Consider the following 15,177-nt stretch of genomic DNA (forward strand, 5'->3'; position numbering starts at 1 on the left):
CGCAGGTCTTCGCGTTGCGGAACGCAACGGACGAGGAACGGGCATGGTGGATCGGGCGACGGGACGGCGGGTGCTGATCCTGGGCGGCGGCGCGGGTGGGCTGGAACTCGCCTCGCAACTGGCGGGCAGGGACGGCGTCGAGGTGACGCTGGTCGATCGCGAGATGACCCACCTCTGGAAGCCGCGGCTCCACGAGTTCGCCGCCGGCACCGTGTCCTCGACGCTTGCCGAGATTTCCTTCTACATGCTGGCGCGCATGCGCGGCTTCCATTTCGAACAGGGCGAGGTGCGGGCCGTCGACCGGACCGGCGGCCGGGTCGAACTCGCGCCGATGCACGACGAGGAAGGGCGCGAGCTCGCGCCCGCGCGCTTCCTCGCCTACGATCTTCTGGTGGTGGCGCTTGGCGGCGTCACGCCCGACTTCGGCACGGAGGGCGTCGCCGAGAACGCCGTACGCCTCGACCGCCCCGAAGACGCGGAAGACTTCCGCACGCGCTTTGCCGGCGTGATGATCCGGGCGCGCGCGAGCGGAATGCCGGCCGAGGTCGTGATTGTCGGCTCGGGCGCGACGGGCACCGAACTTGCCGCGCATCTTCGCAACTCGGAGACCGGCTTTCTTCTTCGCGGCGGCAAGGCGAAGGCCGAGCGGCTGCTCGGCATCACCATCCTCGAATCCGCCGACGTCATCATGCCCGGTATCGACGACGCCCTGCGCGCCAAGCTCGTCGAGCGCCTGAAGGACCTCGACGTGAAGACGGTGACCGACGCCAAGGTCGCGGAGATTGAGCCCAACGCCGTGCGCTCGGTCTCGGGCGAGCGCTGGCCGGCCGACGTCGCGGTCTGGGCGGCGGGCCTCATCGGGCAACCGGTCCTGAAGCGGCTTGCCGACTTCGAACTCGACGACAAGGGCCGCATCCGGGTCGACCGTACCTTGCGTGCCACGGTGGACGAGCGGATCTACGTGATGGGCGATGCAGCGAGCATGGTGCCGAAGGGCAGCGAGAAGCCGTTGCCGCCGACCGCACAGGTCGCCTCGCAGCAGGCCGACTACCTCGCCGAGACCATCCCGCTGCTTCTCAAGGGCCAGCCGGTCGAGCCCTTCGAGTATCGCGACCGTGGGCGGCTCGTGCAGCTCGGCCGCGCCGGAACGGTGGGGCGCATCGGCTCCGGCCACGGCGACGACTTCCTGATCCACGGCCAGTTCGCGACCGCGGCCTACAACGCCCTGCAGCGCCAGCACCAGTGGAAGGTGCTGGGGCGTCTGCGCGGCACAGTCGCGATCTTCGCCGACATGCTGTCGCCGGCCAAGGGCCCGGCGCTCAAGCTGCACGGCTGACGCGTCAGAACTCGATGCCGCGTTGCGCCTTGATGCCGGAGCGGAACGGGTGCTTGACCATCTCCATCTCGGTGACGAGGTCGGCGAACTCGATGAGTTCGTCGCGGGCGTTTCGCCCGGTGACGACGACGTGCTTCATCTCGGGCTTGTGGTCGCGCAGGAAGTCTACGACCTCCTCGACCGGAATGTATTCGTAGCGCAGGACGATGTTGAGCTCGTCGAGCACCACCATCTGATGCTCATCGTCCGCGATCATCGCCTTGGCGCGGTCCCAGGCCTGGCGCGCCGCGGCGATGTCGCGTTGGCGGTCCTGCGTCTCCCAGGTGAAGCCGTCGCCCATCGCGGTGATCGTCACCTCGCCGGGGAAACGCTCCAGCGCCTGACGCTCGCCGGTCTCCCACTTGCCCTTCACGAACTGGACGATGCCGACCTTCATCCCGTTGCCGAGGGCGCGGAAGACGAGGCCGAAGGCGGCGGTCGACTTGCCCTTGCCCTTGCCGGTGTGGACGATCACGAGTCCCTTTTCCTGCGTCTTCGTCGCAAGGATCTTGTCACGCGCCGCCTTCTTCTTCTTCATCTTCTCGGCGTGGCGCGCGTCAAGTTCCTCCTCGGTCATCGCGGCAAGGAGCGGGGATTTCTCGCTCATGAATGGTGATCCTCCGTTGCGAGAGTGAATTGTGCCGAGTTGGAGCGCGGACGCCAGAGGCCGCGCGCGATCGCCTCCCGGAAGCGTGCCCGCATCTCGGCGAGCGCTGCCGGATTGTTGGCTTCCAGGAAGGCCGCGACCGTCTCGTCCTCGAGATAGGCGGTATGGACGAGGTCGAAGTGACGGTCGGCCACCGCGTTCGTGGTGGCGGCGAAGGCGAAGAGATAGTCCACCGTCGCCGCCATCTCGAAAGCGCCCTTGTAGCCGTGGCGCATGACGCCCGCGATCCACTTCGGATTGACGACGCGCGCCCGCACGACGCGCGCGATCTCCTCGTCGAGGGTTCGGATCACCGGGCGCTCCGGGCGCGAGTGGTCGGTGTGATAGGCCGCGGGCGCGCGACCCGACAGGTGCTCGACGGCAGCACTCATTCCGCCTTCGAACTGGTAGTAGTCGTCCGAATCCAGAAGGTCGTGCTCGCGATTGTCCTGGTTCTGGATCACCGCCTCGATGGCCCCAAGCCGCGTCTCGAAGGCGGCGCGCTCGGGTGCGCCCTCCGTGTCCGCGCCATAGGCATAGGCGCCCCAGTGGAGGAAGGACTCGGCGAGGTCGCCGCGTGTCTGCCAGCCACCCTCGTCGATCAGTGCCTGAAGGCCTGCGCCGTAGGCACCGGGTTTCGAGCCGAAGACGCGGTAGCCGGCCTGCCGCCGAGCCTCGCCGGGCTCGAGCCCTTCGCGTTCCAGCGCGCGCGCTTCCCGCGCCATGCGGGCGGCGATCGGATTGTCGCCCTCGTCCTCCTCCAGCGCGCCGACCGCACGGCAGGCCCGATCGAAGAGGGCGATCTGGTCGGGAAAGGCGTCGCGAAAGAAACCGGAGACGCGCAGCGTCACGTCGACGCGCGGGCGGCCGAGGACCGCGGGCGGCAGGATCTCGAAGCCGGTGACGCGCCCCGACGCGCGGTCCCACGTCGGCTTGGCACCGATCAGGGCGAAGCCTTGCGCGATGTCGTCGCCGCCGGTGCGCATGTTGGCGGTGCCCCAGCAGGTAAGGCCCGCCGCGCGCAGCCATTCGCCGTGGTCCTGCAGGTGGCGCGTGACGAGGAGCTCGGCGGACTTGCGGCCGAGGGCCCAGGCCGCCTCCGTCGGCACGGCGCGGGTGTCGACGGAGAAGAAGTTGCGGCCCGTCGGCAGTACGTCCGGCCGTCCGCGCGTCGGCGCGCCCGAGGGGCCGGGGGGCACGAAGCGGCCGTCGAGACCGGTGAGCAGGCCGGCGATCTCGGCCTTGCCGCAGGCGGCGACCGCCGGCTTCAGGCGCGTCTCGATCTCGCCGAGAACGGCGCGGGTGGCCTCCCAGTTCAGCTCGGGGTCCTCCGTTCCCGCGACGAGGCGCGAGGACAGGAGTTCCAGCCGCTCCACCGTATCCCCCACCGTCCGCCAGGGATCACCGGATTGCCGCTGGAGAGCGGCGGGGCGTTCGCCCTCCCAAGGCGCACCCATGGAGCCGTCCAACGGGTCGAACCCGTCGAGCCCGCAGTCTCGCCCGAGCGCGCGCAGAAGCGAGGCGTCGCCGTCCCGGTCGCCGCGCGGCAGGCGCGCGAGGGCGACCGCGAGATCGTCGAGGAGCCGGCCGTCCGGAGCGCGCCCGAAGACGTGCAGCCCGTCGCGGATCTGCATCTCCTTCAGGTCGCAGAGCCAGGCGTCGAGCTTTTCGAGCGCGGCGTCGTCCGGCTCGCTCCCGGACAGACCGGCGTCGCGCCCGAGCCCGGTTTCTCCAAGCATCTCGACGATTTGCCGCTTCAGGAGCGCGGTGCGGCGGGGGTCGCCCTGCGCCGCCTCGTAATATTCGTCGACGAGGCGTTCGAGGTCGCGCGCGGGCCCATGGCTTTCGGCGCGCGTCAGCGGCGGGGTGAGGTGGTCGACGATCACGGCAGCGGAGCGGCGCTTGGCCTGCGTCCCCTCGCCGGGGTCGTTGACGATGAACGGATAGAGATGGGGCAGTGGGCCGAGCACGGCCTCGGGGAAGCAGGCGTCCGAGAGGGCAAGCGCCTTGCCAGGCAGCCATTCGAGATTACCGTGCTTGCCCATGTGCACGATCGCTTGCGCGCCGAACGTCTCGCTGAGGTAAGCGTAGGTGGCAAGATACCCGTGCGGCGGTGCGAGGTCCGGCGCGTGGTAGGTCTCCTTCGGGTCGATGTTGTAGCCGCGCGCCGGCTGGACGCCGACGATGACCTCCCCGAACCGGGCAAGCGGCAGGGCGAAGCCGTGGGCGGCGTCGAAGAACGGATCGTTTTCCGGCGCGCCCCAGCGCTCGGCCATCGCCGTGCGGGCCGCGGCCGGCAGGGCGTCGAAGACGCGGCGGTAGTCGGCGAGCGGCAGCGTCTCGCGGATCTCACGCGCGTCGCGTCCGGCATTGGTCGGTCCCGCCTGGAGATGGGCGATCAGCGCGTTGCCGTCGTCCGGCAGGGGGCCGGTCCGGTAGCCTGCCGCCTGCATCGCGCGGAGAACCTCGATCGTGCCGGCCGGGGTGTCGAGCCCGACGCCGTTGCCGATCCGACCGTCGCGGTTGGGGTAGTTGGCGAGAAGGATGGCGATCCGGCGCTCAGGCGCCGGCGTCCGCCGCAGCGCCGCCCAGCGCGCGGCGAGCTCCGCCGTGAAGGCGATGCGGCCGGGCTCGGGGCGATGGGCGACGATGTCGCTCTGCGTGCGCTCGTGCCAGTCGCCGGCCGACTTGAAGGCGAGGGCGCGCGTGAGCACCCGCCCGTCGACCTCCGGCAGGGCGACGTTCATGGCGAGATCGCGCGCCGAGAGCCCCTGCGACGACGCGTCCCAGGCTTCGCGCGTCGTGCCGGCGAGGACGCCCTGGAGCACGACCGCACCGCCCTCGTCGAGGACGGTCGACACGAAGCGGCGGCCGGGCGCGGATGTGGCGAACCCTGTGAGATTGATCACGACGTCCGGCGCGCGCGGCGCGAAGAGCGCGCGTAGCGTCTCCGCGCTGACGGGGTCCTTGAGCCCTGAGACATAGGCCGGCAGGACGTCGAACCCTTTAGCCTCCAGCGCCTCGGCCAGAGCCTCCACCGTCTCCGTCTGCCCGCTCTGGACAAGGGCGCGGTAGAAGACGACGGCGGCCAGCGGCCGGGCGGCGACCGGCGCGGGCGCGCTTGGGCGCTCCAGTCGCCCGGCCTTCAGGATCGGGCGGGCCGGCGCCTCGTCCGGCGCGTTTCCATCGGCGAGCGCAAGGCACGCCCGCAGGAAGGCGTCGGCATTGACCGCCCCGCCTTCGCGCAAGTAGGCCCAGAGCCGCTCGCGCTCGGGCTCCGCGAGCGTCGAATAGGCGTCGAGACCGGGGTCGGGGCGGTCGTCGCCCGGCAGCACGCAGAGCGCAAAGCCATGGCGCCGCGCCGCCGCGCTCCAGGCCTCGCAGCCGTGCCGCCAATAGGCTGCGCCGCCAAGAAGCCGGATCACCACGAGGCGCACATACGGCGCGAGGGCCCCGACATGCGTGTCCACCGACATCGGGTGCGCGAGGCGCAGAAGGTTGGCAAGGCGGAGCGCCGCCCCGTCCAGCGCCAGCCGATCGGCGGCAAACGCCAGCGCGGCGAGCTCGGTGTCGGCCGCCGACAGGACGAGGACGCGCCCCGGCGTCTGCCCGAGGTTCACCGCCTCGCGCCCGTCCTGGATCGTCCCGCGCTGGAGGCTGAGAAGGTGCAAGCTACTCGGCCGCCGCGGCCGGCGCCTCCGCCAGCGCCGCGATGCCCTCGCGGATCGCCGCCTCGCCGTCCTCGATCGCGTCGTGGAGGCCGATCACGACGAAGCGCGAGACGCGTGCCTCACCGGACGCGAAGGGCCGATCGAAATAGGTCTCGATCCGGCCGCCGACGGCCTGGACGACGAGGCGCATCGGCTTGGCCCGGATCGCGGCGAAGCCCTTGAGACGCAGGACGTCGTGCCGCGCGATGACGTCCTTCAGACCCGCCGTCAGCGCCTCGACGGAGGCATACTCCCCGCCCTCCGCAACGAAGCTTTCGAAGTCCTCGTGATCGTGGCTGTGGCCGTCGGCATGGTGGATCTCATGGTGCGAGCGGCGGTCGGCGATGAGGTCCTCCGTGCCGGCCTTGAGGCCGAGAAGGACGTCGGCGGGCAGGCGCCCGTTCTCGGCGGTCACGACGCCGAGCTTGCGGCCGGCTTCCGCCTCGACCTTGGCGCGGACGGCGCGCAGCGCCGCGGCATCCACGAGGTCGGCCTTGTTGAGGACGAGGAGGTCGGCGGCGCGGATCTGGTCCTCGAAGAGCTCCTCCAGCGGATTGTCGTGGTCGAGGCTCTCGTCGGCCTCGCGCGCGGCCTGGACCTTCGCCTCGTCGTCGGCGAAGCGCCCGGCGGCCACCGCCGCCGCGTCGATCACGGTGACGACGCCGTCGACCGTGACGCGCGCCTTGACCTCGGGCCAGTTGAAGGCGGCCACCAGCGGCTGCGGCAGGGCCAACCCCGAGGTCTCGATCACGATGTGATCGAGCCGGTCGGCCCGCTCAAGAAGCTTTTCCATCGTCGGGATGAAGTCGTCGGCCACGGTGCAGCAGATGCAGCCGTTGGTGAGCTCGACGACGTCCTCCTCGCGGCAGGTCTCCACACCGCAGCCCTTCAGGATGTCGCCGTCGACGCCGAGATCGCCGAACTCGTTGATGATGAGCGCGATGCGACGGCCGTCGGCGTTCTGGAGGAGGTTGCGGATCAGCGTCGTCTTGCCGGCTCCGAGGAAGCCGGTGATCACGGTGGCGGGAATCTTCTGCATGGGATCAGCCCTTGAGCTTGAGCGGCAGGCCGGCGGCGACGAAGGTCACCACGTCGGCGAGGGCCGCGACGCGTTGGTGGAGCCGGCCGGCATGGTCACGGAAATCGCGCGCCATCCGGTTGTCCGGGACGATGGAGAGGCCGACCTCGTTGGAGACGATCACGACGAGGCCGGGAAGCGGCGTGCGCAGCGCCTCGGCCAGCGCATCCGAGGCGGCGGGAATGTCGCCGTCCTCCAGCATCAGGTTGGTGAGCCAGAGGGTGAGGCAGTCGACGAGGATGGCCCGGTCGTCGCGCGCCTCTCGCTTGAGGGTCTCGGCGAGCGCCAGCGGCTCCTCGATCGTCTCCCACGGGGGCGGGCGACGCTCGCGGTGCTCTTGGATCCGCGCCCGCATCTCGGCGTCGAACGCACGGCCCGTCGCGAGATAGAGGGGGTGGAGGCCGCTGCCGAGGACCATGTCCTCGGCCAGCGCGCTCTTGCCCGAGCGCGCCCCGCCGAGGACGAAATGAAGGCTCATGCCGGAACGGCGACGGCGCGCCGGGCCCGATCGAGCCCAAGGCCGAGCAGAGCGCCCGTCATGGCCCACAGGGAGGCCGACAGACTGAGCGATGCGACGGCGAACTCGGCGGCGAGCGCCGCCGGCACGGGGCTTGCAAGATCGGCCGGATGCGGCGCGCCGACGAGGTGCGGCAGGAGAAGCAGCGCGAGCCCGCCAAGAATCGCCGCGCTCGAGCGGCGCGACACGAGGAGCCACAGGCCGCCCGCCGTCAGCGCGACCGTCGCGAGCCACCACGCCTGACGCGCCGCAAGATCGGCCGCGGGCATGGCGGGAAGCTCGGGCGGCAGGCCGAGCGCCGGAGCAAGCGTGACGGCCGCAAACCCGGCCAGACCCCAGACGGCGCCGTTGCGAAGCGTCACCGGCCGGTCAAGGCCGAGGCTCGCCGCCAGAATCAGGAGCGAGAAGGTCGCGCCGATGACGACGTTGGCCACGAGCGTCCCACCGAGGCGGGCGACATCGCCGCTCTCCTCGTGCGCCGCGCCGCCATGGGCGTGAGCCGGCGACACGAGGCTCGGGCGCGCGGTCGCGTGGTCATGCGCCGTGCCGCCGTCCTCGTAGGTTTCTGCGGCGACGATCAGCGGCGTCGTCTTGAGGTGCTGGATCGGCGTGATGACGATGCCGGCGAGGATGCCGGCCAGAAGCGCGGCGAGAAAGTAGCGAGCGAGCATGGGAGTTCCCTTGCCGTCGGCGGGTCGCATCCAAGCGACGCGCGGCGCGGCCGTGCCATAGAACGAGGCCTCCGCCGCCGGTCGGGCGGGCGGACGCGATCGACGGAGCGAGGCGAGGAGCCTCTAGTGGCAGGGAAGGCCCATGGCATGGCGCGCGTCGTGCGCCGTGTCGTGCAGCGCGTCGGCGCCGGCAAACCCGGCACCCCAGAGAAGGAGCGCGCCGGCGGCAAAGGCCAGAAGCGCGGCCGGCAGGCGCGCGGACAGGGCAGGGCTTCGAGCGGCGCTCGTCGTGGACGACGTCATGATGTTCAACCTCCGTGACGGCGGCCGGAATGGCCGCCTCGAGACGGATGGCAGGTCTCCTGGCTCACGGGTCACCGGTCGTCCTCCTGCCTTCCCGGACGATCACGTCCAGTGGCGTTTCCGGCAGAACCCTGCCGGCGGAGGCACCTCGCCGTTCTACAGTCGCGGGGTCGGCTGCGATACGGGCCCTTGGTTTAAGTCGGCCCTTCGCATTCCCTCTTAGCCTGCCCGCGCGAGTTGCGGGGCAAGACCATCCGCGCGCGAGGATAGACGAAGCGGGGTTCCAGTCAATCGAAGAGGCGCAAAGGCGCTGAAGCGATATTGGCGCGAAGCATGCCAGACGGGATGGACAGGGGGCAGCTTCCGAGCAACGTTGCCTTCCCGCCTCCTTGCCTCGCGAGATAGGTGGCTGACTTCGAATCGTGGACACCTATGCGAATAGGCCAGTGAAGAGCTCGTTGCGAAAAATGCCACTCGTCATTTGCGTCGGAATTCTTGCGGCGTTTGTTGGCCTGATCATATGGCAGCCGAGTTATGATGTTGCCGATCCCGACTATGAACGCCTGGCTCGACAAATGCAGAAGCTTGGCGAACCGGACGCAAGTCTTTCTCCGGGTGCAAGACGTCAAGTCGATCTTGGGCAACTCAACGAAGGGCAGTGGACGAAAGTCTGCCTCTTCGGTCCTTTCATGTCGCCGGTCGGCATGATGATTCGCGAGCGGATGCTGTTGTCGCCATCCGATTATCTGCGGTTTGCCGGGCTCATCCTCCATTACCCGTTTCGACTTTCGGTTGTGGAGGAGCGGGAAGCGATGCTCCTATATAAAGACCCGTGGGGCATCTCCCATGTCCTTCATTTCCAAGATGGTCTTCCGGATCATCCTCACTGGAGCGGATGTATTCAGAAACCGCAGACCGTCATGGTTCTTTGACCGCATCGGTTGGTTGTCGGCTTCCACTCGATCGCCCACTCGTTTACCTCAGGCAACCCAAGGCCTGTCGGTCGCCCCTTCAAGCGGACGAAGCATCGCCGTTTGCCGAGCGCCTGATGCCGCATCATTCCTTGAGGAGCCTGTGCTGAGACGCATCGCGCTGATCGTGATGATCGCATTCGGCTGCATTTTGGCGGCGGGAGCAGGCGTCGTCATTTGGTCGGGGTTCATCTTGAACGAATGGATCGATCGATGCGCGGACGAAACGTCGAGCCGGTATATCGTTGATCCGGCCGAGCGAGACGCAGCCTGCCGGACCCTTGATTAGTCGACACTGACGACGTGCATGGTGTCGAAATCCACTTCGACTGTCGTTTCGATTGATGGATAGTGAAAATAAAGCCGCATCCGAGAGCCGGGTGTCGAACCCGATTCCACGATCGGTTGTCCGAGACGTGCCGCAGCCGCCTCGTTGTTCCAAGGTTCGCCCGCACGAGCCATGTTCATAAGCCAGTCGCGTCCGGATACAAGCGCTCGTGTCGGCCGTTTCGCTTGCGGGACGACTGTCAAAAGAGCTGCGACGACGAGCATGGCTGAGGCCATCCGTCTTCCCATGGTCTTCAATTCGTATCGTCCTCTAAGTTCGTCGCGCGGCGATCGATAGGCTTTCATGATCGGGATGTTTTCCGATCGTGCAGGCGGTCGAAGCCATCTACAAGCGGGCGGTCTTCCTTCCCTCGTTCGATCGTCTATCTCCTGCCGGACTGCGCCTCGAGAAAGACCCGACCCATGCACCATCCCGCCATCGCTCCGCTCCACACCGCTGTCGTGATCGGGGGCGCGGCGGGGATCGGGCTGGCGGCCGCGCGCCGCTTCGCCAAGGCCGGCCTCAAGGTCGCGGTGGTGGACAGGCGCATGGAGGACCTGACGAGCGCGCACGAGGAACTCGTCGCCCTCGCCGACGGCGGCGAGACGCGGATCGTGGCGGCGGCCTGCGACGTGAGCGATCGCGCCGGTCTGCAAAAGACGGCCGATCACATCGCCGAACGTCTCGGCAAGGTGCATGTCCTGATGAACAATGCCGGCATCCAGCCGGGCTCGTCGATTTTCGGGACCCAGGCCAACTGGGATGCCGTGCTGTCGATCAACCTCGGCGGCGTCATCAACGGCACGCGGATCTTTGGCCCCGCCATGATGGCGCACGGCGAGCCGGCGCTGATCGTCAACACCGGCTCCAAGCAGGGCATCACGACGCCGCCGGGCGATCCCGCCTACAACGTGTCGAAGGCGGGCGTGAAGGTGTTCACCGAGGCGCTGCAGCACGAGTTGCGCGAGACGGCGGGGCATCAGGTGGAGGCCGCGCTCCTCATACCCGGCTTCGTGTTCACCGGGCTGACCGCCAGGGGGCGCACCGAGAAGCCGGAGGGCGCCTGGACGCCCGACCAGACGATCGACTTCATGATGGACCGGCTGGAGGCGGGCGACTTCTACATCCTGTGCCCGGACGGCGAGACGGACCGGCGCACCGACGAGAAACGCATCCGCTGGGCGGCCGGCGACATCGTCGAGAACCGCCCGCCGCTGTCGCGCTGGCACAAGGACTGGGCCGGCCGCTTCAAGGATTTTGCGACCGAGGACTGATCGGCGTTCAGACTGAGCGCAGCGAGCGCGGACCCCGCTCGGGGCCGCGCGTCATGTGGCGCAGCGTCGCGTCGCGCCGCACGAGCCCGTGCCAGAGCGCCATGGCGATGTGGCCGGCGATGAGCACGAAGAGCGTCCAGCCGAGGAAGCCGTGCAGGAGGTTGGCGGGCGCGGTCAGCGCCGGGTTCGCCTCGCCGCCGGGCGCCACGAGTTCGATGCCGTAGACCCGCAAGCCCCGCCCGTTGTTCGCGGCGCGCAGGATGGCGAGCGTGGGCACGATCACCATCAAGAGATAGAGTACGAGGTGGCCGAGCGTCGCCGCGCGCTGGAGAAGCGGCGGGCCCTCGTGCGGGGGGCGCTGCTTCAGCTGCGACAGGCCCCAGGCGCCGCGCAGGAGCACGAGCACCCAGAGCGTGAAGCCGACGGAATAGTGCGTGCCCCAGAAAAAGCGCTCGATCGCCGTGTCCTCGGCGACCGCCGAGAGGAACACCGTCACGAACTGCCAGACGAAGAGGAGCGCCATCGTCCAGTGCAGCGTGCGCGACACGAGGCCGTATCCGAATCGCGAATCGGCGAGGGTCGATTTGGCCATGAAGCGGTGTCCCCGTTGCGTCCTCTCGATGTTGGAACGCTTCGAGATGGATTGCCAATTACGGAAACGACATCTTGCGCGCGGCCGATCAGCGCGCGCGGGCGATCCGTTCCAGCGCTGCGATGTCAAGCGAGGTCTCGAGCCGGGCGGCGATGGCATCGAGCGCCGCCTCGATCTCGCCCGCGTGCGAGCGTCCGCCGGGCGCCACCCCAAGCGTCGAGAGCCAGGTCTCGCGCCAGCGGTCCCCGGCGAAGAGGCCGTGGAGATAGGTGCCTGTCACCCGCCCGTCGGCACTCGCAGCGCCTTCCGGGCGGCCCGCGACGATGGCGAAGGGCCGCAAGCGGTCCGGCCCCTCGCTCCGGCCCATGTGGATCTCGTAGGCGGGGAACGCCGTCCCGTCCATCGCGCGGGCCTCGACCTCGGCGAGGGTCTTGGGTCCGAGAAGGCGCGTCTCGATGTCGAGAAGACCGAGACCCGCCGTCTCGCCCGCTTCGCCCTCGATGCCGTGGGGGTCGTTGATCCGCCGACCCAGCATCTGGTAGCCGCCGCAGAGCCCCAGCACCCGGCCGCCGCGTGCGTGGTGGTCGATGATCGCGCGATCCCAGCCTTCTGCGCGCAGGGCCGTAAGATCGGCGATCGTCGCCTTGGAGCCCGGCAGCAGCACCAGTCCGGCCTCGCGCGGCCAGGGCTCGCCCGGCCGGACGAGGCGCACGCAGACGCCGGGCGTCGCCGCCAGCGGATCGAGATCGTCGAAGTTGGCGATATGCGGCAGGCGCGGCACGGCGACGACGAGATCGCCCGGACGGGGCTCGGGCGCCGCGCGCCGATCGAGCGCCACGGAATCTTCCGCCGGCAGGCGCGCCGTCTCCGGCAGCCAGGGCACGACCCCGAGGCTCGGCCAGCCGGTGAACCGGGTGACGGCCGCAAGCCCCTCGTCGAAGAGCGAGACGTCGCCCCGGAACTTGTTGATCAGGAAGCCGCGGATCGGCACGCGGTCGGCGGGCGGCAGGATCGCGTGCGTGCCGACCAAGGAGGCGATCACGCCGCCCCGGTCGATGTCGCCGACGAGGACGACCGGAACGCCGGCGGCGCGCGCGAAGCCCATGTTGGCGATGTCGCCGACCCGCAGGTTGATCTCGGCCGGCGAGCCCGCGCCCTCGACGACGACGAGGTCGGCGCCCTGCGAGATACGGGCGAAACTGTCGAGGACGGCCGGCAGGAAGGTCGCCTTCAGCGCCTGGTAGTCGCGCCCGCGCGCTGTGCCCGCGACGCGGCCCTGCACCACGACCTGCGAGCCCGTCTCCGACTGCGGCTTGAGGAGCACCGGGTTCATGTGGACGCTCGGCGCGACGCGGCAGGCCGTGGCCTGGAGGGCCTGCGCCCGGCCGATCTCGCCCCATTCGCCGGCTTGGTCGTTCCAGGCGACGGCGGCGTTGTTGCTCATGTTCTGCGGCTTGAAGGGCCGCACCGCGAGGCCCCGGTTCGCGAACAGCCGGCAGAGGCCGGCGACGAGGATGCTTTTCCCGACGTCCGACCCCGTGCCCTGCAGCATCAGGGCCGGGACGCGGGTGACGCTCACGACCAGAGAAGCCGCACCGCGAGCGCGATGCAGACCAGCACCAGGAGCGGGCGGATTAGGCCGGCGCCGAAGCGCATGGCGACACCGGCGCCGACGCGCGCGCCGAGGAACTGCGCGATCCCCATCGCGAGCCCGAGCTTCCAGTGGATGGTGCCGACGACAGCGAAGACGGCAAAGCCCCCGACGTTCGAGGCGAAGTTCAGGAGCTTGGTATGCGCGGTCGCCTTGAGGACGCCGTAGCCGGCGAGCGACACGAAGGCCAGCATGAAGAACGAGCCGGTGCCCGGCCCGAACAGCCCGTCGTAGGCGCCGATCAGCGGCACGAAGACGAGGGCGAAGGTGCGCGGCGAGATGCGCCGTTCGCGATCGATGTCGGTGAGGCCGGGCTTCACCGCGAAGTAGATCGCGATAGCGATGAGAAGGAAGGGGAGGAGCCGGCGCAGGAGGTCGAGCGGCAGGGCCGTCGCCAGAAGCGCGCCGAGGCAGGCGCCGGCAAAGGAGAGGCCCGCCGCAGGCAGCAAAGGCCCGAGCTTCACGTGGCCGCGCCGCGCGTAGGAAATCGTCGCCGAGGCCGAGCCGAACAGCGACTGGAGCTTGTTGGTGCCGAGCGCCGAGAGCGGGTCGAGCCCGCCGAGGAGCAGCGCCGGCACCGTGATCAGACCCCCGCCGCCCGCGATCGCGTCGATCAGTCCCGCGCCGAAGGCGGCAAGGACCAGAAGCAGGAAGGTTTCGTCGAAGGGCATGGCGGCGGCTTTCGCGGGCGGGCCGGATGGCCTTAAGGCGGGTGGCGCTTCGGGCCAAGGGAAAACGCACGGGATTTGACGAAGCGGTCGCCGTCCGTCATGAAGCCCGGGCCTGACGGTGCCTCGAACGGGGCTCTGACACCCATGATTTCACGAGCGGCCGACCCAATCCGGGGGCCGACGCGAAAACCGGCGGATCGATTCGTCGCGCGAGCCGCGTGGCGCCTCTTCCGACGCGACACGACGACGGAGGACGACGATGAAGGCCTTGATGCTGTGCGGACATGGCAGCCGCGACCGGGGCGCGGTGGACGAGTTCCGCGGTCTTGCCGAGAAGATGGCCCGCCGCCTGCCGGACTGGAGCGTCGACTACGGCTATCTCGAATTCGCGACCCCGATCATCCGCGACGGCCTCGACCGGCTGAAGGCCAAGGGCGCGACCGATATCCTGGCGCTGCCCGGCATGCTGTTCGCGGCCGGCCACGCCAAGAACGATATTCCGTCCGTCCTCAACACCTACGCCGCGCAGAACGACGTCACGGTCACCTACGGGCGCGAGCTCGGCATCGACCCGAAGATGATCCGGGCGGCAGGCGAGCGGATCCGCGAGGCGCTGCGCGCGGACGGCTGGCGCGACGGCGAGCCGCTGCACGACACGATGCTGGTGGTGGTCGGGCGCGGGGCGTCCGATCCCGACGCCAATTCCAACGTCGCCAAGGTCATGCGCCTCCTTTGGGAGGGCCTCGGTTTCGGTTGGGGGGAGACGGCCTATTCCGGCGTCACCTTTCCGCTGGTCGAGCCGGGCCTGACGCATGTCGCGCGGCTCGGCTACCGGCGCGTCGTGGTGTTCCCCTACTTCCTGTTCACGGGCATCCTCGTCGACCGCATCTTCGACGCGACGGACCGCGTGGCCGCCGCCCATCCGGACATCCGCTTCCTGAAGGCGAAGTATCTCGGCGCCCACGATCTCGTGGTCGAGACCTTCGTCGACCGGCTGGAGGAAATCCTCCAGGGCACGAACCTGATGAACTGCCAGATGTGCAAGTATCGCGAGCAGGTGCTCGGCTTCGAGGCCGAGGTCGGCCTGCCGCAGGAAAGCCACCACCATCATGTCGAGGGCATCGGTACGGGCCCGGCGACGCACGGCCACGACCATCCTCATGATCACGACCATGGTCATGAGCACCACCACGGTCACGACCATTCGCACGACCACGGCCACCATCATCATGGCGGCGGGCATCACCACCACCACGATCATGCGCACGCGCAGGACCACGATCACGCGCACGATCACGGCCATGTCCACGATCACGGCCATGCCCACACCCATCATCCCTATCCGCACGCCGATCACCCGCTGGGCCCGCGCACGCTGAAGGGGCGCTGA

General features: G+C 69.3%; 14 protein-coding genes and 1 riboswitch. Of the genes, 4 read left to right on the forward strand and 10 right to left on the reverse strand.

From position 1 onward, the window contains the following. Nucleotides 1–43 precede the first annotated feature (43 nt). Nucleotides 44–1,336, forward strand: coding sequence for an NAD(P)/FAD-dependent oxidoreductase (locus tag BM175_RS08850; protein WP_090962128.1), 1,293 nt, complete (start codon nt 44–46; stop codon nt 1,334–1,336). A 4-nt stretch (nt 1,337–1,340) separates the two neighbouring features. Here BM175_RS08850 and cobO read toward each other — a convergent pair whose 3' ends face one another. The 6 genes from cobO to BM175_RS08880 form a co-directional block, all read right to left on the reverse strand. Beyond that, entirely contained in the window at nt 1,341–1,982 is a 642-nt protein-coding gene (cobO, locus tag BM175_RS08855; protein WP_090962130.1) for a cob(I)yrinic acid a,c-diamide adenosyltransferase, read from the reverse strand. Continuing rightward, nucleotides 1,979–5,692 (reverse strand): cobaltochelatase subunit CobN, encoded by a 3,714-nt coding sequence (gene cobN / locus BM175_RS08860; protein ID WP_090962132.1) that lies wholly within the window; start codon nt 5,690–5,692, stop codon nt 1,979–1,981. The genes cobO and cobN overlap by 4 nt, the downstream gene beginning before the upstream one ends. A gap of 1 nt (nt 5,693) precedes the next feature. Beyond that, entirely contained in the window at nt 5,694–6,770 is a 1,077-nt protein-coding gene (gene cobW / locus BM175_RS08865) for a cobalamin biosynthesis protein CobW (RefSeq protein ID WP_090962134.1), read from the reverse strand. Between the two features lie 4 nt (nt 6,771–6,774). After that, nucleotides 6,775–7,287 carry a bifunctional adenosylcobinamide kinase/adenosylcobinamide-phosphate guanylyltransferase gene (gene cobU, locus BM175_RS08870; RefSeq protein ID WP_090962136.1) on the reverse strand — a complete coding sequence of 171 codons (513 nt, stop codon included), beginning with the start codon at nt 7,285–7,287 and terminating at the stop codon, nt 6,775–6,777. Further along, nucleotides 7,284–7,997 carry a CbtA family protein gene (locus BM175_RS08875; RefSeq protein WP_090962138.1) on the reverse strand — a complete coding sequence of 238 codons (714 nt, stop codon included), beginning with the start codon at nt 7,995–7,997 and terminating at the stop codon, nt 7,284–7,286. The genes cobU and BM175_RS08875 overlap by 4 nt, the downstream gene beginning before the upstream one ends. A gap of 123 nt (nt 7,998–8,120) precedes the next feature. Beyond that, nucleotides 8,121–8,300, reverse strand: coding sequence for a CbtB domain-containing protein (locus BM175_RS08880; RefSeq protein WP_090962360.1), 180 nt, complete (start codon nt 8,298–8,300; stop codon nt 8,121–8,123). Between the two features lie 32 nt (nt 8,301–8,332). Next, nucleotides 8,333–8,570: riboswitch (cobalamin riboswitch) on the reverse strand. Nucleotides 8,571–8,722: 152 nt separating this feature from the next. On the opposite strand from BM175_RS08880, the gene BM175_RS22360 reads away from it, so the two are divergent. After that, entirely contained in the window at nt 8,723–9,232 is a 510-nt protein-coding gene (locus BM175_RS22360) for a hypothetical protein (protein ID WP_139224594.1), read from the forward strand. A 324-nt stretch (nt 9,233–9,556) separates the two neighbouring features. Here the strand turns inward: BM175_RS22360 and BM175_RS22365 are convergent, their stop codons facing one another. Beyond that, nucleotides 9,557–9,856 carry a hypothetical protein gene (locus BM175_RS22365; protein WP_175526806.1) on the reverse strand — a complete coding sequence of 100 codons (300 nt, stop codon included), beginning with the start codon at nt 9,854–9,856 and terminating at the stop codon, nt 9,557–9,559. A gap of 165 nt (nt 9,857–10,021) precedes the next feature. Between BM175_RS22365 and BM175_RS08895 the strand changes: the two genes are divergently transcribed. Further along, nucleotides 10,022–10,873 (forward strand): SDR family NAD(P)-dependent oxidoreductase, encoded by an 852-nt coding sequence (locus BM175_RS08895; protein ID WP_090962143.1) that lies wholly within the window; start codon nt 10,022–10,024, stop codon nt 10,871–10,873. Between the two features lie 7 nt (nt 10,874–10,880). Here the strand turns inward: BM175_RS08895 and BM175_RS08900 are convergent, their stop codons facing one another. The 3 genes from BM175_RS08900 to BM175_RS08910 form a co-directional block, all read right to left on the reverse strand. Further along, nucleotides 10,881–11,465 carry a cytochrome b gene (locus BM175_RS08900; protein ID WP_090962145.1) on the reverse strand — a complete coding sequence of 195 codons (585 nt, stop codon included), beginning with the start codon at nt 11,463–11,465 and terminating at the stop codon, nt 10,881–10,883. 88 nt (nt 11,466–11,553) lie between these two features. Continuing rightward, nucleotides 11,554–13,017, reverse strand: coding sequence for a cobyric acid synthase (locus BM175_RS08905; protein ID WP_090962147.1), 1,464 nt, complete (start codon nt 13,015–13,017; stop codon nt 11,554–11,556). Between the two features lie 23 nt (nt 13,018–13,040). Continuing rightward, on the reverse strand, nt 13,041–13,787 hold the full coding sequence (locus BM175_RS08910; RefSeq protein ID WP_090962149.1) for a TSUP family transporter: 747 nt from the start codon (nt 13,785–13,787) through the stop codon (nt 13,041–13,043). Nucleotides 13,788–14,046: 259 nt separating this feature from the next. On the opposite strand from BM175_RS08910, the gene BM175_RS08915 reads away from it, so the two are divergent. Beyond that, nucleotides 14,047–15,177 (forward strand): sirohydrochlorin chelatase, encoded by a 1,131-nt coding sequence (locus BM175_RS08915; protein WP_090962151.1) that lies wholly within the window; start codon nt 14,047–14,049, stop codon nt 15,175–15,177.

This window comes from Aureimonas phyllosphaerae (assembly GCF_900113065.1).
Taxonomy (GTDB): domain Bacteria; phylum Pseudomonadota; class Alphaproteobacteria; order Rhizobiales; family Rhizobiaceae; genus Aureimonas; species Aureimonas phyllosphaerae.

What these genes read in the sequence shown, in the direction of transcription:
- BM175_RS08880 (WP_090962360.1), bottom strand. Translation starts at nt 8,300, where the DNA reads ATGACGTCGTCCACGACGAGCGCCGCTCGAAGCCCTGCCCTGTCCGCG.
- cobO (WP_090962130.1), bottom strand. Translation starts at nt 1,982, where the DNA reads ATGAGCGAGAAATCCCCGCTCCTTGCCGCGATGACCGAGGAGGAACTT.
- cobW (WP_090962134.1), bottom strand. Translation starts at nt 6,770, where the DNA reads ATGCAGAAGATTCCCGCCACCGTGATCACCGGCTTCCTCGGAGCCGGC.
- BM175_RS08895 (WP_090962143.1), top strand. Translation starts at nt 10,022, where the DNA reads ATGCACCATCCCGCCATCGCTCCGCTCCACACCGCTGTCGTGATCGGG.
- cobU (WP_090962136.1), bottom strand. Translation starts at nt 7,287, where the DNA reads ATGAGCCTTCATTTCGTCCTCGGCGGGGCGCGCTCGGGCAAGAGCGCG.
- BM175_RS08900 (WP_090962145.1), bottom strand. Translation starts at nt 11,465, where the DNA reads ATGGCCAAATCGACCCTCGCCGATTCGCGATTCGGATACGGCCTCGTG.
- BM175_RS08910 (WP_090962149.1), bottom strand. Translation starts at nt 13,787, where the DNA reads ATGCCCTTCGACGAAACCTTCCTGCTTCTGGTCCTTGCCGCCTTCGGC.
- BM175_RS08915 (WP_090962151.1), top strand. Translation starts at nt 14,047, where the DNA reads ATGAAGGCCTTGATGCTGTGCGGACATGGCAGCCGCGACCGGGGCGCG.
- BM175_RS08850 (WP_090962128.1), top strand. Translation starts at nt 44, where the DNA reads ATGGTGGATCGGGCGACGGGACGGCGGGTGCTGATCCTGGGCGGCGGC.
- BM175_RS08905 (WP_090962147.1), bottom strand. Translation starts at nt 13,017, where the DNA reads ATGCTGCAGGGCACGGGGTCGGACGTCGGGAAAAGCATCCTCGTCGCC.
- BM175_RS08875 (WP_090962138.1), bottom strand. Translation starts at nt 7,997, where the DNA reads ATGCTCGCTCGCTACTTTCTCGCCGCGCTTCTGGCCGGCATCCTCGCC.